Raw genomic sequence first — 21235 nt, forward strand, 5'->3', positions numbered from 1 at the left:
GGTTCGGCGCGAGAGGTCACCAGCTACTTATACGGCAAAGCCGGCGACATCTCGGCATCGGCGTCAGGTGATGGTGATTCCTCCGTCGACGGCGATGGTCTGACCGGTGACGTATCCGCCGGCCTCGGACGCGAGCCACACCATGGTGGCCGCGAGCTCTTCCGGATCGCCCATGCGGCCGAGGATCAGGCGCGGAGCCATCGCGTCCAAGTAACCGTCGTTGTATTGGTCCGTCATTTCCGACTTGAAGAAGCCGGGCGCGATCGCGTTGACGCGAATGCCCTTGCGCGTTCCCCACTGCTGTGCGAGGTCGCGGGTCAAACCGACGACGCCTGCCTTGCTCGCCGCATAGGCGGCCTGCGGGAGTCCGGCGGTCGTCAATCCGAGAATGCTCGAGATGTTGACGATGGAGCTGCCCGGGAGCATGACGCGGCCGCAGGCCTGCGCTGCCCAGTAGGACCCATTGAGGTTGATGTCGATGACGGCGCGGAACTGGTCCGGGGTCTCGCGGGTCGCCGGAACGGCAGTTCCGACGCCGGCGTTGTTGACCAGCACGTCCACGCGGCCGAACTTCTCCATCGCGGCGTCGACCATGTTCTGAGCCTGAGCCGGATCGACGATGTCGGTGGCCACGCACAATGCTTCGCGGCCTGCGTCACGCACGAGCTTGGCCGTGTCTTCGAGCTTGTCGACGCGGCGAGCAGCGAGGACGACGTCCGCGCCGGCCTCTGCTGCGGCTTTCGCAAACGCCACCCCGAGGCCCGACGACGCACCGGTCACGATGACCACTCGATCGGTCAGAGAGAACTTGTCGAGAACAGACATGCGCGGTGATGCTCCTGTGTCGTCGGGTTCGGGAAGTGGCGGTTGCAGTGACGTATCGACTGCAGTTGCGAAATTACAGGCCGAGATCGCGGCCGATGAGTTCCTTCATGATCTCGTTGGATCCTGCCCAGATCTTGGTGACGCGGGCGTCCATCCACGCGCGAGCGGCGCGGTACTCGGTCATGAAGCCGTAGCCACCGTGCAACTGAACGCAGTGATCGAGGACCTCGTTCTGCACCTGCGCGGTCCACCACTTAGCCTTGGCGGCGTCGATGGCGGTCAGCTCGCCGGCAGCGTGTGCCGCGACGCAGTTGTCGACGTAGGCCTGGGTGACCTCGATGCGGGTGACGAGATCCGCGAGAAGGAATTTGTTCCACTGCAGCGAGCCGATCGGCTGACCGAAAGCCTTGCGGTCCTTGGCATATTGCAGCGTCTCTTCGAGGATCGGAGCGGCGTGCGCGATGTTGGACACCGCAGCGCCGACGCGCTCCTGCGGCAGCATTTCCATCATGTGGATGAAGCCGCGGTCGATCTCACCGATGATGTTGGTGGACGGCACGCGAACGTTCTCGAAGAACAGTTCGGCGGTATCGGACTCGTGCTGGCCGACCTTGTCGAGCTTGCGTCCGCGCTCGAAGCCTTCCATGCCGGTCTCGACGGCAAAGAGGGTGATGCCCTTGGACTTCTTCTCGGGACTGGTCCGAGCCGCCACGATCACGAGGTCGGCGTTGTAGCCGTTGGTGATGAAGGTCTTGGAGCCGTTGATGATCCAGTCGTCGCCGTCCTTGACCGCAGTGGTCTTGAGCGAGGCGAGGTCGGATCCACCGGAAGGCTCGGTCATGCCGATGGCCGTCAGCATCTCACCGGTGCAGAACTTGGGCAGCCAACGCTGCTTCTGCTCTTCGGTGGTGAGCTGAACGAGGTAGGGAGCAACGACGTCGGCGTGAATGCCGAAGCTCGAGGCAACAGCTGCACTGGCGCGCGAGAGCTCTTCGGCCAGAACCGCGTTGAAGCGGTAGTCGCCGGCTTCGCTTCCGCCGTACGCCTCCGGAACCTCGAGTCCGAGGAAGCCGTTGCGTCCCGCTTCGAGCCAGATTTCACGATCGATGAAGCGCTGGTCGATCAGCTTCTCTGCGACCGGAAGGATGTTCCGGTTGACGAATTCGCGAGCAGATTCGCGAAATGCCTCGTGATCGGGTCCGTACAGAGTGCGACGCATGACGAGTTGCTTCCTTTCGGCGTGGCAAAGCCACACGTAACGATGTTCCTAAGCATTCGCTTAGAATCTAAGCACCTGCTTATAGTGAATCGAGAGCGGGATATTGTCAACATCGAAATCCGTCACACCTGGAGGAAACCGTGAGCGATTCACCTGACGTGGTGATCAGCCCCTCCAAAGCTGCGGCCCGTATCCGCGCGGCAGCCGTGGACGCTTTTGCCTCCGCGGGCTACGGCGGCACCACCACCCGTGACATCGCCGCGCGACTCGACATGAGTCCCGCCGCCATGTACCCGCACTACCGCTCGAAAGAAGAGCTGCTTTTCGCGATCAGCTTCGAAGGCCACACCGAAGCGTTGAAGGTGGTCGAGGGCGCCGACCGACCTGGTGAAGAACCGTCCGTTCGTTTGCAGGAACTGATCAGCACCTTCGCCAGTTGGCAGGCCGGGCACCACTCACTCGCTCGCGTCGTCCAGTACGAACTCACTGCCCTCACACCAGAGCACTACCGAACCGTCGTCGCTCTTCGCCGCAGCACGACGCGGGTGGTTCGGGAGGTTGTCGACGCCGGCGTCCAGTCGGGCGACTTCACGATCCCCGATGCCGAAGGCGTCACCCTCGCCTTGATGTCCCTGTGCGTCGACGTGTGCCGCTGGTTCCCAGCCGGCAATTACACGAATCCGGAAGACATCGGAAAACTGTACGGAGACCTGGCATTGAGGATGGTGGGCGCGAGCTAGTCCGACACCCTTGTGTTCGGATTGCGCTGATTCTGGCTGTCGAGTGAGACATTGCCGGTGGTTGATTAGACGTTTCTTCGGATACCGTCGGCCACAGCAAATGGGATCCGGGGCCCGTAGAGAGCCAGCTTCGCTCCGCACGGATATACCGACATGTACTGATGAGGGGTCGTTGTTGAGGTTTCACACATGGAAACGGCTAGATCTCGCAGGGGCGGCAAGCATCGCAACTCTGGGTGTGGCGATACTTGCGGCGCTGAACGCTCGGCGCGCGTATCAACGGCAGGATAGGTTGTTTGCACATAACGTCCGCTCGTCGACGCAACAGGAAGACTCTGGTCAATTTCGATTGCCACCGGCGGAATCTATCGACGCGGCTCACAAATTCTCGCGCGGGAGGTTTTGGTGGGGACTAGTGTCCACCACTATCCTGAGCTTGTTCTGCACGGCCATTCTGTGGGCCGAAGGTTGGCCACAATCAGCCCCCGAAGGCAAATTCGACAAGTGGTTGAGCAACGTGACCGGTTGGGTCGACCCAGGGACATCGCTGACATTTTCTTTGGCAGTCCTCGGTTTGATCGCTACCATTACCATCTCGGTGAGCTTCGCGACTCCAAGCCGCAGCGTAATCGATCAGGTCGAAACAAACTTCTGGAGTGCGGTGCTAACGGGATTTTCGGCGGTATCGTCGATGGTTGCATTCACGGTTTCTTTGGTGGCTTGGCCCTCAACGATCGGAGTGCCCAGGCTGGCCACAGGCGTCGCTGTGCTATCGACACTCGTTGCGTTCGGCTGCTTGGTGCTGACTGCATCGATCAGGCTTAAGACCGACAATGCAGCGATGCGTCGCCGGTCCATCAGCCAAATCAACCAAAAGATCAACCAGCTTGAAAATCGTCGGCAAGAGGTTTTCGGCATGTCAGCCTCAGTATCCACACGAAACTTTCGATCAGTTTTCATACTTATTGTGCACTGCCTGGCCGTCTCGCTCTTGTTCGCGTCCCTCGCATACAGCGTAATTCTGCTAGCCCCTGCCTCTGAGCCCAAGTCCTTCGGTTGGTCGTTTACTTCTGCGATTATCGCTACTTCAGCTATTTGGTTTTTTACCCACTTACGGTGGTCGGTGTATCGGTCCACACGGCGGTGGAAACTGGAAACAACTTCGAAGTTTTACGCGCTGCTATGGGTCGCATTCATTACCCTGTTCTTTGTCGCTGACCTCCCTAGCACTTGGACAGTCGCTGTTTTTGGTGCATTTCCTCTGATCTCGGCCGCCCTGGTGAGTTTGTCGCGTCCAGACAGAATATTGTGGGGCCCTGTCAGATGCGTTCGATGGTTCGCACGGCCGGTGTGGGATGAAGTTGACCGCTCTCTTCAAATTCAACTCGGAGAATTGAGAATCCGAGAAATTGCGCGTCGCACTGCACCTTTGCGAATGTGACAGAGATGACTTAGGCCCTACGAGACGCTCCGACACATTTTGAAGGCATTTCGACGTATGGGTCTAGATCGCGCGCGTCGCAGGTACCGACCGCAGAAAGGACTCGGCCAGTGGCCAACCGCACCTATCTCTACTCGACTCCTGTTGCTCCGCATGAGAATCCGGCTGCCGCTCGCGCCCGAGGTCTCACCGGTATCTCCGAGTGGTCGTACGCGATACCGCTGGTCCCGAGGATCCTTGTGTCCGTGAATCCCTTCGCCCAACAGTCGATCATCTGGGACGACACCCCCGACCTGATCGCGGTCACCGCGCCCTGTGGTCCTGGTATCGCCCGGCTCGAAGACTTCCTCGGCCGAATCGATCACCCCGAACTCGGCACGATGGCCGGCGATGCGCTGCGTTTCCTGCGCAGCCACACCGAACCCGACCACTACTTCGTCCTCGAGTGCGGCGAGATCTTCGACATGGACGACGAACCGTTCGCCGAACAGGGCGCGGCCCTGATGACCGGTCTGGCGGACATCGACGCCGAGATGGAGGCGGCGCTGGCCACGCTCGCACCCGTCAAGCCAAGCTTCTGGGAGCGACTGTTCACGCCGACTCAGGAGAGCGTCGAGGAACCGCTACGCGAGCTCGGCCTCGGTTACTGGTCCGAGACCCTGTACTTCGATCTCGACGTCCCGCGATAGGCGAACCGAGCATCCATCGGTTTCAGACCGGGTGGTCCGCAAACAGGTACCCTCGGATTTCGTGCCCGACTACGCTACCGATCTGCCAACCGCTGCGTCCACCGTCCTCGGCGGTTGGGGTCGCACAGCCCGAACTACCTCGCATGTCGTTTCGACTCCTGATGTAGAGGCGATCGCGAAGGCCGTCGCCCGCGTCGCAGACGACAACGCGGACAAGCCGTTGCACCTCCGACGTGGAGTCATCGCTCGTGGTCTGGGCCGGTCTTACGGAGACAACGCACAGAACACCGGCGGGTTGGTCATCGACATGACCGCCTTCCGTCGAATTCACAAGATCGATGCCGAGTCCCGTCTCGTGGAGATGGACGCGGGAGTCTCTCTCGATCAGCTGATGCGCGCGGCACTACCGTTCGGCCTCTGGGTCCCGGTTCTCCCCGGAACACGCCAGGTATCCATCGGCGGAGCGATCGCCTGCGATATTCACGGCAAGAACCACCACACCGAGGGCAGCTTCGGAAATCATGTCCGCTCGATGAATCTGCTCACTGCTGACGGCAGTATCCGAACCTTGGAGCCGCATGGCCCGACATCCGAGCTCTTCTGGGCTACCGTCGGCGGGATCGGACTGACCGGGATCATCCTGCGCGTCACCCTCGAGATGACGCCGACCGAAACGGCGTATTTCGCCAACGACGGCGCTCTGACCGCGAGTCTTGATGAAACCGTCGCTTTTCACAGCGACGGCAGCGAAGCCGACTACACGTATTCGAGCGCCTGGTTCGATGCAGTCAGTGCGCCGCCGAAGCTCGGCCGGGCCTCGATCACGCGTGGTTCGTTGGCGACCGTCGACCAGCTTCCGCTGAAATTGCAGAAGAATCCGTTGAAATTCGATGCGCCACAACTGTTCACGACACCGGATGTTTTCCCCAACGGCTTGATGAACAAGCTTTCGGCGTCAGCGATCGGCGAGTTCTACTACCGCACCGGCGGCAACTACGTCGGGAAGGTGCAGAACCTGACGCAGTTCTACCATCCGCTCGACCTCATCGGTGAGTGGAACCGTGCCTACGGGTCCAAGGGATTCCTGCAATACCAGTTCGTGGTGCCCGTCGACGCGGTGGACGAATTCAAGAGCATCATCCGCGATATCCAGCGTTCGGGACACTATTCAGCTCTCAACGTCTTCAAACTTTTCGGCGAGGGAAACGCAGCGCCACTGAGCTTTCCGATGTCCGGGTGGAACGTCGCCTTCGACTTCCCGATCAAGTCCGGCCTGGGTGAGTTCGTCGCCTCCCTCGACAAACGGGTACTCGAATTCGGCGGTCGCCTCTACACCGCCAAGGACTCTCGGACTACCGCAGCAAGTTTCCACTCGATGTATCCGCGAATCGACGAGTGGATCCAGATACGCAGAAATATCGATCCGACAGGTGTTTTCGTGTCCGACATGGCCCGAAGACTCGAATTGGTCTGAGGCGCCGATCAGTCGGAGATCTCACCCAACCGACGCTCCAGGTAGGCCCGCTCCGGTTCCGTACCAACCAGATTCAGCGCACGTCGGTATGCAGACATTGCCGCGTCGGTGCGTCCCAACCGCGCGAGCAGTTCGGCGCGTGCAAGGTGATACGGGTGGTAGTCGGTAAGTTTGGGCTCCGCTGCCAGTTCTTCCAAAGCTGCCAGCCCAACCTCCTCGCCGTCGCGCATCGCCAGCGCCACTGCCCTGTTGACTGCGACGACGGGCGAAGGCGTCAACGTGAGAAGCACTCCGTAGAGCGCGCAGATCTGTGGCCAGTCGGTGCTCTCCACATCTGCGGACTCGTCGTGCAATGCGGCGATGGCGGCCTGCACCCCGTACGGCCCCGGCGCTCCCCCGGTCAACGCGACTACGACGAGGTCGCTGCCTTCCTCGATCATCGGCTGGTCCCAAAACCCGCGATCCTGGTCTTCGAGGAGCACGATCCCGCCGGCGGCGTCGGTACGGGCATCCCGACGCGCGTGGACGAGAAGCATCAATGCAAGCAACCCGGCGATCTCGCGCTCATCGGGAAGCAATGCGCGCAAGATCCTCGCCAGCCTGATCGCCTCCACCGCCAGGTCGACGCGTTGCAGATCCGGACCCGAACTCGCTGCGTACCCCTCGGTGAACACCGAGTAGATCACCTGCAGAACACCGGGCAAACGTTCCGGGAGTTCTTCGGCGCTGGGAGTGCGGAAGGGAATCCGAGCCTGACGGATTTTCTTCTTCGCGCGCACGATCCGCTGCGCCATCGTCGCCGAAGGAACGAGAAAGGCCCGAGCGACTTCGGGCGTCGTCAACCCGCCGAGGCAACGCAAGGTGAGTGCGATTCGGTCGTCCTCGGCCAGCGCTGGGTGCGAGCAGGTGAAGAACAGCTGCAACCGCTCGTCGGGAAGTTCTCCGTCGACCGTGGGCGGCGCCGGGTCGGCACGATCGGCGTCCACCTGCATCACCGCCAATCGCGCCGCATAGGCCTGATCACGACGAAGCCTGTCGACGGCTTTACGACGCGCCGTGGTCAGCAGCCAGGCGCCGGGTTTAGCCGGCACTCCGTCCACGGGCCAGTGCACCAACGCGGCCTCGACGGCTTCGGAGGTGACTTCCTCGGCCAGATCCAGATCACCGAAGCGGCGGACGAGCGAGGCCAAGAGTCGTCCGCGTTCCTCCCGGAACACTGACTCGATGGAGTTCTCGGCCTGCTCGTCCACGGCGAATCAGTCCCCGAACCCGGCCAGTGGACGCACCTCGACGCTGCCGCCGTCGCGCGCGCCGGGGCACCGCGCGGCCCAGGCCAGCGCCGCATCCAGATCAGGAACGTCGATGACGTCGTAGCCGCCGAGGATCTCGCGGGTTTCTGCGAAGGGTCCGTCGGTGACGGTCTTTTCCCCGGACTGCGAGACTCGAACCGTCGTCGTGGTGGTCAGGTCGGCGAGAGCATCGCCGGACACCCAGATGCCGGCGTCCTTCATTTCCTTGTCGTATTGCTGCCAGTCCTCGAACGTGCACTGGGGTTCGGTGTCTCCGCCGGGTGCGGTGTAGATGAGCAACATGTACTTCATGACTGACTCCTTGGTCTGTTGTTTTTCTTGCGGCTTTCTTGCCTTACAACATGACGACGAACGGTTCTCCCCGGAATCGACAGGCGACTCGAAAAAACTTTTGGCGAGTTCGGCCGAGGCGCTGCCGTTAGGCTGAGTGTATGACCGAACGCGACCGGGACGCCGCTGGGAAACCCCTCAATTCGCGGCCCCGTGACGGACTCGGACGTCCACTGCCACGCGACGCAGCGGGCGGTGTCCCGCGCATTCCGGACGATGTACGCCTGCCACCAGACGAGTCGATCACCGAGGCGCAGCGCCTCCTCGACCACGGCATGCCTTTCCACGCACACGAGATTCTCGAAGGAACGTGGAAAAGCGCGCCGCCCGAGGAACGTGACCTGTGGCAGGGACTGGCTCAGTTGGCCGTCGGGCTCACCCATCTGCTTCGGGGCAACAACACCGGCGCCGTCTCACTCCTCGGCCAGGGTCACGACCGCATCAGGCACTACGAGGTCGAGAGTCCGCACGGCCTCGATATCCCCGGTCTACTGACGTGGTCCGAACACCTGCTCGCCGAAATCGATCGCCCCGGCGATTTCCCCGCCCCTCCGATTCCGAGGTTGAGAATCCCCTGATGCCCATCTTCCCCATGTTTCCGCTCGGCTCCGCTTTGCTACCGGGTGAGGTGTTGCCCCTGAACATCTTCGAACCTCGGTATCGCGCACTGGTCGAGAACGTTCTCGAAGCTGCCGACGGCCCACTGTTCGGAGTAGTGCTCATCGCTCGTGGCCACGAGGTCGGTGGCGGCGAATCACGTCACGACGTCGGCACTCTGGCTCGGATCGAGTCTCATGTCGCCATGGGTGCCGGGCGGTATCAGTTGTATTGCCGGACCGAAGACCGCATCCGGGTCAATCGATGGCTGCCAGACGATCCCTACCCACTTGCCGAGGTCGAATTGTGGCCTGACGAGAACAACGGAACACCAGTCACTGCTTACGAATACGACTCGCTCCTCGAGCGCATCGAGTTCATGTACGGAATGCTGGGAAAGCTCGCACTTCGGGCCGGCGAACAGACTCCGCGAATGCCCGTCCCACCGGATCCCTTGGATCCGCTGGGTTCTCGGCTGTATGCCCTCGCCAGGAGCATTCCAATGGGTGACGCCGATCGCCTGGCGATTTTGACCGCGCCAGGCGCCGACGAACGTATTCGCACACTCTCGGAGGCAGTCGAGAACACCATCGAGGTCGCGCAGTTCAATCTCCTCTGAGCGCAACTACGCCATCGTCTGACCCATGTCGATGACGATCTTCGTCCCGGTGACCGCGCGGGAGAGGTCCGTCGCGAGGTAGACGACGGCGTTGGAGATGTCCTCGACGGTGGTGCGCGGGACGGACGTGAGCGGCCACTTGTACGAGTTCATGTACTCCGGATGAGTAGTGAGTACCTTACCGACGTTGGGATCGTTGCCCATCTCGGTCTCCACCGCGCCAGGGTGGATGCTGTTGACTCGAATGTCGAAGCTTCCCAATTCCGTTGCAGCAGTACGAGCCAAACCCACGAGGCCGTGCTTGGCCGCCGAGTAGTGCGCGCAGCCGGGCGCTTCGGCGACGCCGGCAGCACTGCTCACAATCACGATGGAACCACCGTTGCCGGCTTCGATCATTGCAGGAACCGCAGCTGTCATCGTGCGCCAGACACCATTGAGATTGATGTCCACCAGCGTCGACCACTGTTCTTCAGGCATCTCCCAGAAACGGTTCCACGTAGCGATGCCCGCATTGGCAATCACGACGTCGAGGCGACCGAACTTGTCGACGCCCGACGCCACCGCCGCCCGCAGCGCCTCGAGGTCACGGACGTCCGCTACAGCGGTGACGATCTCGCGCCCCTCCGCGCGCACGAGACGAGCCGTTTCTTCGAGGTCGGCTTCAGTCGCGGCCGCGTAACCCACGTCTTCGGACACCGACGCGCACACGTCGACAGCGATGACGTCTGCACCTTCCTGCGCGAGTCGAATCGCGTGATTGCGTCCCTGACCCCGCGCTGCACCGGTGATGAAAACGACCTTGCCTGCCAACAGTTGTGTCATGGCCGGGACGTTAGACGCTGATGAGGCCGCCTGCCTGTGAGTTCCCGCTCGACGGGAATCAACCGTCGACGATGACGACGTGAAGATTCCTCGGACCATGGACACCTTCGACGCGCTCGAGTTCGATGTCGGAGGTCGCCGACGGGCCGCTGATCATGGTGGTGGGGCGCTCCGGTGTCAGCTTCGCAATCGCCTCCGGCACTCCCACTTCCACACTGCTGCGATACACGACGCAGATGTGTGTGTCCGGTACCAGTGTCAACGCACGACGTCCCTGCGATGGACCGGCGTCGAGGAAGATGGTGCCGGTTTCGGCGCACGATACCTTCGAGCCGGTGACAACGGCGTCGAGGTTCTCGAGTTCAGGAGCCGGTACGTCCGGGCTGTCCACCACCAGCGTTCCGTCGAATCCGGCTACCCATGATCGGTCGAGGCCGGCGGGGATCCCCAGACTGTGTAGTCCGTGCTCTCTCAGTATTCCGGCGACGGCCTCGGCGATTTCTGTTGCAGCGCAATGGTGAACGTGCGCCTTGTAGTCCACCAGACGGTCGACGAACAAATCGATGAGTTCCTCGTCGGACATGGTTCTGCCAGTCCGGTAGTTTCGCGGTATCTCGCCTTCGCGGGCGGGCGCCAAGGTGATGGCATCACGAATGCGTCCGAGCACCACTTCACGTGAATTCATCTGTCCGCCTTCCCGTCACGACGAGCCTCGTCCAATGCCGCGCGGCCTTCGTCGGAGTCCCACCAGGATCGGAAGGTCTGCTTGGGCGGTGCGGGAATGTCTCTGGCAGCTGTCCAACCGTTCAATGGAGGTGGCAACGTAGAGATCTTCCCTTTCCTGCCGGCCACGACGCGTCCGAGCCCGGCAGCTTTCTGAGCCAACGTCCACCGGCCCTCGGTCGACATCGCCAGAGAGGCGGCTTTCATCGCCAAAGACTCTGCCGTGACACCGGATTGCTCGACCTTCTGGTGCCGCAATTCGACGAGCAGCGAGGGTATGTCGATCTTGACCGGGCAGGCGTCGAAGCACGCACCGCACAGACTCGAGGCAAAGGGAAGCGTCGAGTTGGGATCGTCTTTGCCATGCATGCCCGCGAGCTGCGGAGTCAGCACCGCGCCGATCGGTCCCGGATAGGTCGATCCGTAGGCGTGACCGCCGGTGCGCTCGTAGACCGGGCACACGTTCAGACACGCCGAGCACCGTATGCAGCTCAGGGCTTCCCTCCCGATCTTGTCGGCAAGCGCGGCAGTCCGACCGTTGTCGAGGAGGACCAGGTGGAACTCCTGTGGACCGTCGTCGGGCGTGACGCCGGTCCACATGGAGGTGTACGGGTTCATCCGCTCCCCCGTCGAGGACCGCGGCAGCAGTTGCAGGAAGACCTCCAGATCCTGATACGTCGGCAGAATCTTCTCGATGCCCATCACGGTGATCAGTGTTTTCGGCAGGGTCAGGCACATTCGCCCGTTGCCCTCCGACTCCACGACGGTCAGAGTGCCCGTGTCCGCGATGCCGAAATTGGCGCCGGAGACGGCGACCGGCGTCGTCATGAACTTGTGGCGCAGAAACTTTCGTGCAGCAGCGGCAAGTTCGGCCGGGTTCTCCCCGAGGTTGGGGTCGACATCTGGCATCTCACGAAGGAATATCTCCCGAATCTCGGACCTGTTGCGATGGATCGCGGGAACCAGGATGTGCGACGGTTTGTCGTGGCCGAGTTGGACGATCAATTCCGCGAGATCGGTCTCGTAGGCGGTGATTCCGTGGGCTTCGAGATGCTCGTTGAGACCGATCTCCTGCGTGGCCATCGACTTGACCTTGATGACCTCGTCGGAGCCGGTGGCTTTGACAAGTTCGGTCACAATGGCGTTGGCCTCGTTGGCATCCGCCGCCCAATGCACCTGCCCACCGCGCGCGATGACTGCAGCCTCGAACTGTTCGAGCAGTTCCGGCAACCGCGCCATGACGTCGGCCTTGATCGCCGAACCCGCGTCACGCAGCTCTTCCCAATCGGGCAGCTCTCCAGTCACGTTGATGCGCTTGGCACGGATGGTGTGCGTCGCCTTGCCGATATTGCGTCGCAGTTGCGCGTTGGCCAGCTCGTGATGTGCTGCGACGGGGAATTTCTCAGTACCTCGCAGGAACCCTGCACCCTCGGGCGACCTCGGCGGGAAGCTGGGCAGACCCAGCGTCACAGCTCTCATGCGTGCACCCGGCTTTCCACCGACGCCAGAATCTCCGCGAGGTGAATGGTCTTGGCGCCCATCTGCAGTCGTGACATACCGCCGCCGATGTGCATGAGGCAGGACGAGTCTCCGGCGCTGCAGAATTCGGCGCCGGTGTCCGCAACGTGGCGAATCTTGTCCGCCAGCATGGCCGTCGAAGTCTCCGCATTCTTGATGGCGAAGGTGCCGCCGAATCCACAGCAGGAATCTGCTTCGGGGAGTTCGACCAGATCGATGTCGCGGACGTTGCGCAGCAACTGAAGTGGCTTGTCCCCCACCCTCAACATGCGCAGTGAGTGACAGGTCGGGTGATAGGTGACTCGGTGCGGGAAGTACGCACCCACATCGGTGACACCGAGAACGTCCACGAGGAATTCGGAAAGCTCGTACGTCTTTACCTTCACGGTCTGCACCTGTCCACACAGCGACGCGGTGCCGTAGCGCTCGGCGACGATCTCGTGTTGATGACGGACCGAGCCGACGCACGACCCCGATGGTGCGACAACGGCGTCGATCGACGCATCACCGAAGGTATCGGCGTAGTTCGCGACCAGCGGTAGTGCGCCTGGCTGATAGCCGGTGTTGACGTGCATCTGCCCGCAGCAAGTCTGCCCGGACGGAAACACGACGTCGTGCCCGAGACGGGTGAGCAGGAGGGCGGTGGCCTTGACGGCGTCGGGAAACATCGTGTCCCCGATGCAGGTGGCGAACAGCGCTACTCGCATGTGGTTCCCCGCAATCTGTCGGTGTGGTCTGACCACAGTAATACATCCCCGGACAGGCCACCCCATAAACGGCGTCCACCCGGTTATGCTCTTGCCTCATGCCGACCGAGCCGAGCCCGCGAGCGTGGGAACAAGTACTGAGCCACCTCGAACGTCGGCTCGTTTCAGGCGAGGTGTCTCCTGGCCAGCGCCTGCCGGGAGAGAGAATTCTGGCAGCAGAGTTGGGCGTCGGACGGTCATCGGTCCGAGAAGCGTTGCGGGTCATGGAAGCACTCGGCCTCCTCAAGGCGCAGACTGGCTCCGGCCCGACGTCCGGCGCGATGATCGTGGCCAAACCGACCGGCGGTATGACCATGCTGATGCGGATGCAGGTTGCAGCACAAGGCTTTCCGGTCTCGGATGTGGTGAAGACACGACTCGTTCTCGAATCCGAGGTGATGCAGTCCCTGGCATCGCGGACCCCGACACCCGACCTCCGCGCGGCCGTCGAACTGCTCGACTCGATGGAGGACGCAGCTCTCTCGGCCGAGGAATTCTTGCTACTCGACGCACAGTTCCACGTGGCGCTCGCCGACGCGGCGGGCAATCAGGTGATCGCAGCCATGATGACCGGCCTGCGCGAGTCCATCGAGGCCTACGTTCTCGCGGGCGTCCAGATCGACACCTGGCCGAGCACCTGCAGGCGACTGCGTGACGAACACCGAGGATTGGTGGATGCGGTCAACGCGGGTGACGGCGAACTCGCACGTCAGCGCATAGTCGGACACATCCGCGGTTACTACTCGGAAAGCGCGCACTCCAGCCGGTGACAGGGGGTGGTAATTGCGCCTCCAGAAGTCGTGTACTGTTGGTTTCACACCGACGCGGGGTGGAGCAGCTCGGTAGCTCGCTGGGCTCATAACCCAGAGGTCGCAGGTTCAAATCCTGTCCCCGCTACAAAGAAGAGGCCCGTAGGTTGCGAAAGCGACCTACGGGCCTTTTGCTGTGCGCCTTTATTAACCGCCGGGGGTTAATAAAGGCGCACAGCAGTGGTTCACACCACCACGTTGTGAAAATCGATCTCTGCGACCAGCATGCCGGAGAACCACCGATCCAGGTCCTCGTCGGTGACGGACTCGGGCATGGCGTCCACCTCGCACGCCAGCACCGCCACCTGAGACACGAACGGCGGAGCGACATGCATGTCCACCCAGTCCTGCAACGCTGGTTCGCGATCTACCCTCACTGCCGCCGCCTCCCGGCACCACGACAGATACAGGGTTTCCGCGGCGTACATGCCCACCAGCGCCGCCGCCCTGCCCTCTTCGCGAGCGAGAGTCAAGGCGTGCGTCGACAGCACGGCCGACTCCTCGACCAGCGCCGCTGCGTCCCCCTCGTACGGGAAGCGGGAACGCAACTGCGCGAAATACTCGCGCTGCTCGCCCACCAGGTTCGACATCGACGTCACGTGGTCGAGCGCGTCGTCGAGCGTCGGGGATTCGGCGACCACCAACCCCAACACCTTGACGGCCGTCAGTACAAATGCCTCTTCGATCACGAGGTACCGGCGGAATCCCTCATCACTCAACGTCCCGCCGATGGTGTCCTCGATGAATGGAACCGCCCGCGCGGCAGCGAGATTACTCTGCTGCCGCGCGAGCAGGTCTGAGGAGCGACTCATTCGCCGGCGACCCAACTGATCAAGCCGTCGAACAGGTCGGTGTATCCGGGCCATTGCTCACAGAACTCCGGCGGAGCCCAGTGCGGCGAGCAGTCCGAGGTGAAGACGATCGACCGTCCGGCGCCGTATTCACCGGCAGCGACAAGCGGATCGCCGTTGATGGTGGCGGGAACCACGGCACCGTCCTTCGCGACGACGCGGTTGTATCCCAGGAGCGCCGGCCAGGAATCGCCGGCACCACCGAGAGCCGGGTGAGCAGCATCGACGACGGTGGGAACGATCCCGGCCGGTGTCTCGACGCGATCGTCCTCGGCCAGCATCGTCACGGGCAGTACCTCGGCGATCGCGGTCTGGCGGAAAGCTGCTCGCGCCTGGAACCCGGAGAACGAGAGGTAACCACCGATCATCATCAGTGAGCCGCCGGCGTTCACCCAGTCACGAAGCGCGACAAGGCGATCCTCGCCGGCGCGGAACTGGTCGAACACGCCGGGAGCCAGCTGCAGCGAGTTCGCTCCGATGTCGGAGAGAACGACGACGTCGAACTGCGACAGTGCTTCTGCGGTACCGGGGAACTGCGTCGGCACCAGGTGTGCGGGCATGTGTGTCACGTCGTGGCCACGTGAGGTGAGCGCATCCCGAAGCGGGCCGACTCCCTCGACGTAGGAATGGACACTGAACTCGTCGACGCCCTTGACGTGCGTCGACGTCGTCATCCAGCTCTCGCCGGCGATCAGTACTCGTTTACCCATGACTGCTTCTGTTTCCTTTCGCGGCCTGCTCGAAGAGCGACCTCGGGTTGTCTCGCATCAATGCGGACACTTGCTGGGGATCTACACCTGCGCGCACCAATCGGGCGGCGAAGGCGAGTGGTACGTAGGAGAATCCGTTTCCGCCGTGCTTTCTGAGCATTGATTTGAGGAAGAGGTCGTGACTGAGCAGGAGCTGTGATGCGTGACCGGAGGTGACCAATCCGGCTACCGCAGTGGCTGTTTCCGCCGGATGCGGAGAAAGACCCTCGCCGGGGAAATCGAAAGGCATCCCGATCATGTCGAACTCGAGAAAGACACCGCGGTCGGCGAGCGATCGTTGGTAGTCGGCGTCGTGTCCGGACGGGTCCATGTGGCACAGGACCACTGCTTGCGGATCGACGCCCATCTCGTCGACCACGATGTCGACGACGTGATGTCCCACGCGCTGCCAGCCCGGAAGGTGGACGAACAGGGGCACGTCCACCTCGCGCTGGGCGATGCATGCCGCCCGCAACGCTTTCGCCTCGTTCTGAGTGAAGAGCGGGGAGACTCCGATCTCCCCGATCACGCCAGGAGCCAATTCCTTTGCCGGATCGAACTCCTCGACGAGCGAACCTGCCAGATCGTCGACACCGAGTTCGTGGACCTCGACCGGATGGGTCGTCTCGAGGTACCACCCTGAACCCATGATCACTCGCACGTCTGACTTTCGCGAGAACTCCGCCAGCTTCTCCGGTGCCCGGCCCAGTCCCGGCGGTGTCAGATCGACGATCGTCCGACCACCGAGGCGGGCGAAGTCCGCAAGGTCTTCCACCACGGCCGATCCGTCGTCGACTCGACAATTGTCGAGACTGTAATACGGATTGTCGTGAAGAAGCCAGGCATCCTCGGCGCGTACCGGACCGGCCAACCGCTGTGCCACAACCGGATCCGGGGCCTCGGTGTACGCACCGGTGACGTCGTTGTGCAGATGTTCGTGTGTGAGAACCAGTCCGAGTTCCGAGCTGTCCACGGTTCCCGTGACAGTACGAACCTTGCTCATGAGCGTGCAGGCCCCGACGGTGCGGACTGCAGGTGTCGCCACAGCGCGCTCAGTGTATGTCCGCGCATGTTGATCCAGATGGCCAGTAGCAGAACGACACCGGTGATGATCGGCGTCAGGAACGGGCTCACGCCGAGCAGGGTCAATCCGTTGGCGATGATTCCGGTCAGGACGGCGCCGATGACGGTACCGATCACGGTGCCGCGACCGCCGAAGAGATTGGTGCCACCGAGAACCACCGCGGTGATCACGGTGAGCTCGAATCCCGTTGCGGAGTTGGCCGAACCCGAGCCCAGTCGAGCCGCGATCAGCAGTCCCGCGATACCGGCAGCCAAGCCGGTGAAGACGAGCGTCATCATGAGCACACGACGCGTGTTGACGCCGGACCGTCGCACGGATTCGACGTTGGAGCCGATACCGGTGACATAGCGCCCGAAGCGCATGCGGTTGAGCGCAATTGCTCCGATGACCACGACGACGAGAGCAATCCAGGCGCTGGCGGAGAACCCGAGGAACTCAGCAGTTCCGAGCTTCGCGAAGTAAGTGTCGGCAGGAACCGGAACGGAGAATCCTTCGGTCCGATACAGCGCGATACCGCGAATGACGGACATCGTCGCCAGAGTCACGATGAACGGCGGAATACCCTGATAGGCAGCGAGCCATCCGTTGACCAGGCCCCAGGCCGCACCCATCACCGGGGCGGCGACGAAGACCAGGGACGAATCGACGCCGGCCTGGATAAGCTCGGCACTCATCGCCGCGACGAACGCGACGATCGCACCGACGGACAGGTCGATCTGACCTGCCGTGATCACGAAAGTCATCGCCACCGCGATGATCAGAACCGGAGCGATCTGGGTTGCCAGGTTCGACAGGTTCGTGAATGTCAGGAACGACGACGTGGTCGCCGAGAAGACGGCTGCGACAGCAACTGTCACCGCCAGCATCGCGAGGGTGGGCTTGTTGACGCTGTCCCACAAGGAGGGTTTCGCGGCGAGCTTGCGCTCGATCGGCGCCTGGGTCTTCTCGAGAGTGGTCATGCCGTGGCTCCCTGTGTTGCTGCCGATGTCCGTTGCGGCACCGGAGTTCGAGTGATGAGTCCGACGAGGGACTCGATGTTGAGGTCGCCGATCGGAACGTCGTCGACACTCTGCCCCTCGTACATGACCGTGATTCGGTCACACACGCGGAACAGGTCCTGCAGGCGGTGTGTCACGAGAATGACGCCCACGCCGGCCGCTGCGACGTCCGTGATCAGCTTGAGCACCGACTCGACCTCGGCGACGGCAAGCGCTGCGGTGGGCTCGTCGAGGATCAGTACGTCTGGGCGGAAGGAGACTGCGCGGGCGATCGCGACGGTTTGCCGCTGTCCGCCGGACAGTTGCCCGATCTCCTGGTAGGTCGACTTCACCTTGACATGCAGGTCGGCAAGAATGTGAGCCGCCTTCTCGTGCATGGCATGCCGGTCGAGGAAGGGGCCTTTTCGCGGTTCTCTGCCGAGGAACAGGTTGCTGGCGACGTCCAGCGTGTCGCACAGAGCCAGATCCTGGTAGACGATTCCGATCTTTTTCTGCTGGGCGTCGAGAGGCGTCGAAAAGCGCACTGGTTCACCGTTGACGCGCATTTCGCCGCCGTCGTGCTGAACCGCACCGGCGAGAATCTTCATCAGAGTGGACTTACCGGCGCCGTTGTCGCCGACCACTCCGAGTACTTCACCCTTCGCCAGCCGAAGGTCCACTCCTTGAAGGGACTTCACCGGTCCGTACGACTTGGTGATGCCCGAGAGTTCGATCAGTGGAGGTGCCATGATTACTTCTCCAAGTAGTACATGTAGTCGGCCACGTTCTCCGGGGTCACGATCTGGGTGGGAACCGGGATGTTTGCCGGAGCGCCGCGTCCGCAAGCCAGGTCGATTGCCGAATTCATTGCCTCATGGCCGAATTCGAAGGTGTTCTGCTGGACCACGCCTTTAAGCCAACCGGCTTTGAGTCCGCCTACCGCCTGATCCGAAAGATCCCAACCGACTGCTTCGATGCGATCCTGCGCCTTCTGACTGTTGACCGCCGCGACGAGACCGATCAGTGCCGGCTCACCGGTTGCGTAGACGTACTTCATGTCGCCACCGCCGGTCAGCAGGTTCTCCGCCGCGGTCTGTGCGTTCTCCTGAATGTTACGTCCGTCCACGACGGTGCCGACGGTCATTCCGCGGCCGGTCACGGTCTCCGTGAAGCCCTTCTGCCGCTCCAACTGAACAGTGCTGTTGAGCGCGCCGACGATACCGACCGTTCCGGTGTTGTTCGCGACGTCGGCCAAGGTGTTTCCGATCTTGGCGCCACCCTCGGCGTTGGCCGTACCGACCTGAGTCGACAGTGCCGGATCGTCGATGGTCGCGTCCACCGCGACGACGGGGATGCCCGCGTTCTTGGCCTTGACCACCGACGGCTTGATTCCGTCCGTGTCGATTGCATCGACGATGATCGCGTCGACTCCGGCGGCGATCAGATTGTCGAAGGCGTTGGCCTGCGCGACGGAATCGTCGTTGCCGCTGATGATCTGCAGGTCGACGCCTGCCTTGTCCGCGACGTTCTTCGCGGCATTGTTGATCTGGTTGAAGTACAGCGCCTGGAGGTTGATGGTCACCAGACCGACCTTGAGCTTGCCGTTCGTCCCGTCACAGCTTTCGGCGACCCGGGTCGGCTGCGGGATGGACGAGCCCCCCGATGCGTCCTTCGAGTCACTCGACGAAGCCGAGTCACAAGCGGTGAGCGTGAGCGCGACTGCAGCTCCCAGCGCCAGAGGCAATGCACGTTTCATCATCGAGTCTCCAAAAGGGTGTGAGGGGTCAATGTTGCTGTGAAGCTGTCCAATTCATCTCGGGTGGGGCATCCGCGGGGGCCTGCGGTGGCGCAAGCCAATGCAGCCGATGCCCCGGCGAGTCGTGCGGCGTCCACCGGTGAGCGCCCGGCGTCGACAAAAGCGATGTACGTACCGCCGAAGCAATCACCGGCCCCGACGGCATCGACGACGTCGACCACTACTGCCGGTTCGCTCGTCACCTCGCCGTCCGGTGTGGCCAGTGTCCAACCTCGCGAGCCGTCGGTCACCAGCAGGTGGGTGTGGTGCTCGGCGGCCAGAGTCTGCCACTGGTCGAAACCGATCCCGAACTCGCCTTCCCACAGGGCACGCCCTACGACGACGTGGTCGGCCAGAGCGAACGCGCGCAGTGCCGCGGCTTTGTTTTCACAACCGTCCAGATCGATTACCAGACTTACGCTTCCCGGCAATTCATCCGGGAGGAAGACCGCACGGTATCCGTCGAGGAACAGTCGTCCACCGCCGGCAGCGGCCAATCGGGTGACGACAACTCCGATGCGTTCGGCATCGTTCGGGTCGTCCTGGCTGATGATGGAGCGATCGCCGTCCTGCGCGATGAGAACAACTGCCGTCGACAGGAACGCATCTCGCGGCGACCAACTGGTGTCGACGCCGTCTGCCTCGAGGGATTCGAGAAACTCGGTGGACCGCGCGTCCGGGCCCACGGCACCGGCAAAGATCACTTGCGCGCCCATTCTGGCCGCGGATACCGCAGCATTTGCATTCATTCCACCGTCGATCTGACTGATGGCCGTTGCCTGAACGCGCTCACCGAGTACCGGTACGTGTGGGACATGTACCGTCACATCGTTGTTGGCGTATCCACAAAAGACAATCATGGTTACTTTCCTGCGGCCCGGGACAGTTCGCGGACCTTCTCGCCTGCGACCCGTCCCCACCAGCGTCCATTGTCCTTCACCGAGGATGCAACTATCGCGCCGTCGCATTCCTTCATCAGCGCTGCGACATTGGCAGCCGTGATGCCGGATCCGATGATCACCGGAAGAACGGTGTTGTCTCGGATCACGGAAACCTCGTCGACCGAAGCGGCGTCACCGGTGCGCGAACCCGTCGCGATCAGAACATCTGCGTCGAAGAACTCGGCGTCTTCGGTCTGTTCCGCGACAGTGCGGTCCGCGACAATGGCATGCGCACCGTGTTTGACGTGCACGTCAGCGAAGATCCGGACCGGGTCGGCGCCGATGCGATGGCGGAAGCGCGTCGTCTTGGCGGCCTGGCCCTCGATGAAGCCCTCATTGGCAATGTAGGCATTTGCCCACTGATTGACGCGCACAAAACTCGCGCCTGCCGCCCACGCTGCGGCCACTCCGCACTCGCCGGCGTTGGACAGGATGCTGACGCCGACGGCCTTGCCGAACTCGCCGACCACCGCTGCCGTGATGACTCCCATGCTCGCGGCGGTTTCGTATCCGTGTTCGCCGGGCTTGAGGAACGGTATGTCCCAGTGATTTTCGACGATCACACCGTCGAAACCGTTGTCGACATACGCGTGTGCTTCCTCGACGGCGAAGCGAGCAATTTCCGAAACCGGCTGCCCGGTGTAGTGCGGGCTGCCCGGCAGGGCCGGGAGGTGAATGGCCCCGATGAGAGATGGCGTGCCGGTGAACATCTCTGCCAGCGCCGAGGGCTTGGGCGGAAAGACTCCGAGCGGTGATGCGGTCACTTCAGCTACCCCATTCCATGCGCAAGATTTGCGCTGTATGTCCATGCACAAGATCTGCACACGATGTAATCGATTGCCTTGATGAATTAGCAGGTTATGCGATCAACACCGGGTTGTGTCAAGGATTTCACAATTCGAATTTGTAAACGATTGCCTCAATCGCGTTACATGCGGGACACTGGACCGTGCGGTTCGATAACCTCGGACCCGAA

At 62.2% G+C, this 21235-nt stretch carries 23 protein-coding genes and 1 tRNA gene; 7 read left to right on the forward strand and 17 right to left on the reverse strand.

Going from position 1 to position 21235, the window contains the following annotated elements; all coding sequences use genetic code 11:
• Positions 1–63 precede the first annotated feature (63 nt).
• Entirely contained in the window at positions 64–825 is a 762-nt protein-coding gene (locus P0M12_RS08185) for an SDR family oxidoreductase (protein ID WP_003939707.1), read from the reverse strand.
• A 73-nt stretch (positions 826–898) separates the two neighbouring features.
• Positions 899–2044 (reverse strand): acyl-CoA dehydrogenase family protein, encoded by a 1146-nt coding sequence (locus tag P0M12_RS08190; RefSeq protein WP_007730036.1) that lies wholly within the window; start codon positions 2042–2044, stop codon positions 899–901.
• 140 nt (positions 2045–2184) lie between these two features.
• On the opposite strand from P0M12_RS08190, the gene P0M12_RS08195 reads away from it, so the two are divergent.
• Entirely contained in the window at positions 2185–2784 is a 600-nt protein-coding gene (locus tag P0M12_RS08195; protein WP_193594905.1) for a TetR/AcrR family transcriptional regulator, read from the forward strand.
• Positions 2785–3417: 633 nt separating this feature from the next.
• Here P0M12_RS08195 and P0M12_RS08200 read toward each other — a convergent pair.
• Complete coding sequence (locus P0M12_RS08200) at positions 3418–3702, reverse strand: hypothetical protein (RefSeq protein WP_139182788.1); 285 nt, start codon at positions 3700–3702, stop codon at positions 3418–3420.
• A gap of 633 nt (positions 3703–4335) precedes the next feature.
• On the opposite strand from P0M12_RS08200, the gene P0M12_RS08205 reads away from it, so the two are divergent.
• On the forward strand, positions 4336–4914 hold the full coding sequence (locus P0M12_RS08205) for a hypothetical protein (protein WP_211920958.1): 579 nt from the start codon (positions 4336–4338) through the stop codon (positions 4912–4914).
• 61 nt (positions 4915–4975) lie between these two features.
• On the forward strand, positions 4976–6388 hold the full coding sequence (locus P0M12_RS08210) for an FAD-binding oxidoreductase (protein WP_234551259.1): 1413 nt from the start codon (positions 4976–4978) through the stop codon (positions 6386–6388).
• A gap of 8 nt (positions 6389–6396) precedes the next feature.
• Here the strand turns inward: P0M12_RS08210 and P0M12_RS08215 are convergent, their stop codons facing one another.
• Together P0M12_RS08215 and P0M12_RS08220 are read right to left on the reverse strand one after the other, a co-directional pair.
• Positions 6397–7638 (reverse strand): RNA polymerase sigma factor, encoded by a 1242-nt coding sequence (locus P0M12_RS08215; protein WP_211920960.1) that lies wholly within the window; start codon positions 7636–7638, stop codon positions 6397–6399.
• Between the two features lie 6 nt (positions 7639–7644).
• Entirely contained in the window at positions 7645–7989 is a 345-nt protein-coding gene (locus P0M12_RS08220; protein ID WP_007730031.1) for a YciI family protein, read from the reverse strand.
• Positions 7990–8129: 140 nt separating this feature from the next.
• Here P0M12_RS08220 and P0M12_RS08225 point away from each other — a divergent pair, with 140 nt between their 5' ends.
• Both P0M12_RS08225 and P0M12_RS08230 read left to right on the forward strand, forming a co-directional pair.
• Positions 8130–8606, forward strand: coding sequence for a DUF309 domain-containing protein (locus tag P0M12_RS08225; RefSeq protein ID WP_003940372.1), 477 nt, complete (start codon positions 8130–8132; stop codon positions 8604–8606).
• Positions 8606–9244: an LON peptidase substrate-binding domain-containing protein gene (locus P0M12_RS08230; RefSeq protein ID WP_003940076.1), complete on the forward strand. Its 639-nt coding sequence runs from the start codon at positions 8606–8608 to the stop codon at positions 9242–9244. The genes P0M12_RS08225 and P0M12_RS08230 overlap by 1 nt, the downstream gene beginning before the upstream one ends.
• Before the next feature lie 6 nt (positions 9245–9250).
• On the opposite strand, the gene P0M12_RS08235 is transcribed toward P0M12_RS08230, so the two are convergent.
• Genes P0M12_RS08235 through P0M12_RS08250 form a run of 4 tightly spaced genes read right to left on the reverse strand, consistent with a single transcriptional unit; the run spans position 9251 to position 13014 of the window.
• Positions 9251–10066, reverse strand: a complete 816-nt coding sequence (locus P0M12_RS08235; protein ID WP_042446953.1) for a mycofactocin-coupled SDR family oxidoreductase — start codon at positions 10064–10066, stop codon at positions 9251–9253.
• Between the two features lie 58 nt (positions 10067–10124).
• Positions 10125–10751, reverse strand: coding sequence for an LUD domain-containing protein (locus P0M12_RS08240; RefSeq protein ID WP_042446955.1), 627 nt, complete (start codon positions 10749–10751; stop codon positions 10125–10127).
• Positions 10748–12268 carry a LutB/LldF family L-lactate oxidation iron-sulfur protein gene (locus tag P0M12_RS08245; protein ID WP_277377579.1) on the reverse strand — a complete coding sequence of 507 codons (1521 nt, stop codon included), beginning with the start codon at positions 12266–12268 and terminating at the stop codon, positions 10748–10750. The genes P0M12_RS08240 and P0M12_RS08245 overlap by 4 nt, the downstream gene beginning before the upstream one ends.
• Positions 12265–13014 carry a (Fe-S)-binding protein gene (locus tag P0M12_RS08250; RefSeq protein WP_277377580.1) on the reverse strand — a complete coding sequence of 250 codons (750 nt, stop codon included), beginning with the start codon at positions 13012–13014 and terminating at the stop codon, positions 12265–12267. Before P0M12_RS08250 ends, P0M12_RS08245 begins: the two co-directional genes overlap by 4 nt.
• 98 nt (positions 13015–13112) lie before the next feature.
• Between P0M12_RS08250 and P0M12_RS08255 the strand changes: the two genes are divergently transcribed.
• Both P0M12_RS08255 and P0M12_RS08260 read left to right on the forward strand, forming a co-directional pair.
• Complete coding sequence (locus P0M12_RS08255; RefSeq protein ID WP_058226614.1) at positions 13113–13823, forward strand: FCD domain-containing protein; 711 nt, start codon at positions 13113–13115, stop codon at positions 13821–13823.
• A gap of 53 nt (positions 13824–13876) precedes the next feature.
• Positions 13877–13950, forward strand: a tRNA-Met gene (locus P0M12_RS08260).
• Positions 13951–14047: 97 nt separating this feature from the next.
• Here the strand turns inward: P0M12_RS08260 and P0M12_RS08265 are convergent.
• From P0M12_RS08265 to P0M12_RS08300, 8 genes are read right to left on the reverse strand one after another with little or no spacing between them, the layout of a single operon-like run.
• Positions 14048–14674, reverse strand: a complete 627-nt coding sequence (locus P0M12_RS08265) for a TenA family protein (RefSeq protein WP_030536563.1) — start codon at positions 14672–14674, stop codon at positions 14048–14050.
• On the reverse strand, positions 14671–15423 hold the full coding sequence (locus tag P0M12_RS08270) for a glutamine amidotransferase (protein WP_003939869.1): 753 nt from the start codon (positions 15421–15423) through the stop codon (positions 14671–14673). Before P0M12_RS08270 ends, P0M12_RS08265 begins: the two co-directional genes overlap by 4 nt.
• A complete protein-coding gene (locus P0M12_RS08275; protein ID WP_277377581.1) occupies positions 15416–16507 on the reverse strand; it encodes a phosphotriesterase in 1092 nt (363 codons plus the stop codon). Before P0M12_RS08275 ends, P0M12_RS08270 begins: the two co-directional genes overlap by 8 nt.
• Complete coding sequence (locus P0M12_RS08280) at positions 16462–17505, reverse strand: ABC transporter permease (RefSeq protein ID WP_003939698.1); 1044 nt, start codon at positions 17503–17505, stop codon at positions 16462–16464. Before P0M12_RS08280 ends, P0M12_RS08275 begins: the two co-directional genes overlap by 46 nt.
• Positions 17502–18272 carry an ATP-binding cassette domain-containing protein gene (locus P0M12_RS08285; RefSeq protein ID WP_003939830.1) on the reverse strand — a complete coding sequence of 257 codons (771 nt, stop codon included), beginning with the start codon at positions 18270–18272 and terminating at the stop codon, positions 17502–17504. Before P0M12_RS08285 ends, P0M12_RS08280 begins: the two co-directional genes overlap by 4 nt.
• A gap of 2 nt (positions 18273–18274) precedes the next feature.
• Entirely contained in the window at positions 18275–19282 is a 1008-nt protein-coding gene (locus P0M12_RS08290; protein ID WP_019745494.1) for a substrate-binding domain-containing protein, read from the reverse strand.
• The gene (locus tag P0M12_RS08295) at positions 19279–20178 is read right to left on the reverse strand and encodes a PfkB family carbohydrate kinase (protein WP_042924967.1); all 900 of its coding nucleotides are present in this window, start codon (positions 20176–20178) and stop codon (positions 19279–19281) included. The genes P0M12_RS08290 and P0M12_RS08295 overlap by 4 nt, the downstream gene beginning before the upstream one ends.
• A gap of 2 nt (positions 20179–20180) precedes the next feature.
• A complete protein-coding gene (locus tag P0M12_RS08300; protein WP_003940276.1) occupies positions 20181–21023 on the reverse strand; it encodes a BtpA/SgcQ family protein in 843 nt (280 codons plus the stop codon).
• Positions 21024–21235: the final 212 nt, after the last annotated feature.

This window comes from Rhodococcus sp. RCBS9 (genome assembly GCF_029457415.1).
Lineage (GTDB): Bacteria > Actinomycetota > Actinomycetes > Mycobacteriales > Mycobacteriaceae > Rhodococcus_F > Rhodococcus_F qingshengii.

What these genes read in the sequence shown, in the direction of transcription:
- P0M12_RS08240 (WP_042446955.1), bottom strand. Translation starts at nt 10,751, where the DNA reads ATGAATTCACGTGAAGTGGTGCTCGGACGCATTCGTGATGCCATCACC.
- P0M12_RS08190 (WP_007730036.1), bottom strand. Translation starts at nt 2,044, where the DNA reads ATGCGTCGCACTCTGTACGGACCCGATCACGAGGCATTTCGCGAATCT.
- P0M12_RS08270 (WP_003939869.1), bottom strand. Translation starts at nt 15,423, where the DNA reads ATGGGTAAACGAGTACTGATCGCCGGCGAGAGCTGGATGACGACGTCG.
- P0M12_RS08285 (WP_003939830.1), bottom strand. Translation starts at nt 18,272, where the DNA reads ATGGCACCTCCACTGATCGAACTCTCGGGCATCACCAAGTCGTACGGA.
- P0M12_RS08245 (WP_277377579.1), bottom strand. Translation starts at nt 12,268, where the DNA reads ATGAGAGCTGTGACGCTGGGTCTGCCCAGCTTCCCGCCGAGGTCGCCC.
- P0M12_RS08290 (WP_019745494.1), bottom strand. Translation starts at nt 19,282, where the DNA reads ATGATGAAACGTGCATTGCCTCTGGCGCTGGGAGCTGCAGTCGCGCTC.
- P0M12_RS08225 (WP_003940372.1), top strand. Translation starts at nt 8,130, where the DNA reads ATGACCGAACGCGACCGGGACGCCGCTGGGAAACCCCTCAATTCGCGG.
- P0M12_RS08220 (WP_007730031.1), bottom strand. Translation starts at nt 7,989, where the DNA reads ATGAAGTACATGTTGCTCATCTACACCGCACCCGGCGGAGACACCGAA.
- P0M12_RS08295 (WP_042924967.1), bottom strand. Translation starts at nt 20,178, where the DNA reads ATGATTGTCTTTTGTGGATACGCCAACAACGATGTGACGGTACATGTC.
- P0M12_RS08235 (WP_042446953.1), bottom strand. Translation starts at nt 10,066, where the DNA reads ATGACACAACTGTTGGCAGGCAAGGTCGTTTTCATCACCGGTGCAGCG.
- P0M12_RS08250 (WP_277377580.1), bottom strand. Translation starts at nt 13,014, where the DNA reads ATGCGAGTAGCGCTGTTCGCCACCTGCATCGGGGACACGATGTTTCCC.
- P0M12_RS08255 (WP_058226614.1), top strand. Translation starts at nt 13,113, where the DNA reads ATGCCGACCGAGCCGAGCCCGCGAGCGTGGGAACAAGTACTGAGCCAC.
- P0M12_RS08265 (WP_030536563.1), bottom strand. Translation starts at nt 14,674, where the DNA reads ATGAGTCGCTCCTCAGACCTGCTCGCGCGGCAGCAGAGTAATCTCGCT.
- P0M12_RS08230 (WP_003940076.1), top strand. Translation starts at nt 8,606, where the DNA reads ATGCCCATCTTCCCCATGTTTCCGCTCGGCTCCGCTTTGCTACCGGGT.
- P0M12_RS08185 (WP_003939707.1), bottom strand. Translation starts at nt 825, where the DNA reads ATGTCTGTTCTCGACAAGTTCTCTCTGACCGATCGAGTGGTCATCGTG.
- P0M12_RS08200 (WP_139182788.1), bottom strand. Translation starts at nt 3,702, where the DNA reads ATGCCGAAAACCTCTTGCCGACGATTTTCAAGCTGGTTGATCTTTTGG.
- P0M12_RS08280 (WP_003939698.1), bottom strand. Translation starts at nt 17,505, where the DNA reads ATGACCACTCTCGAGAAGACCCAGGCGCCGATCGAGCGCAAGCTCGCC.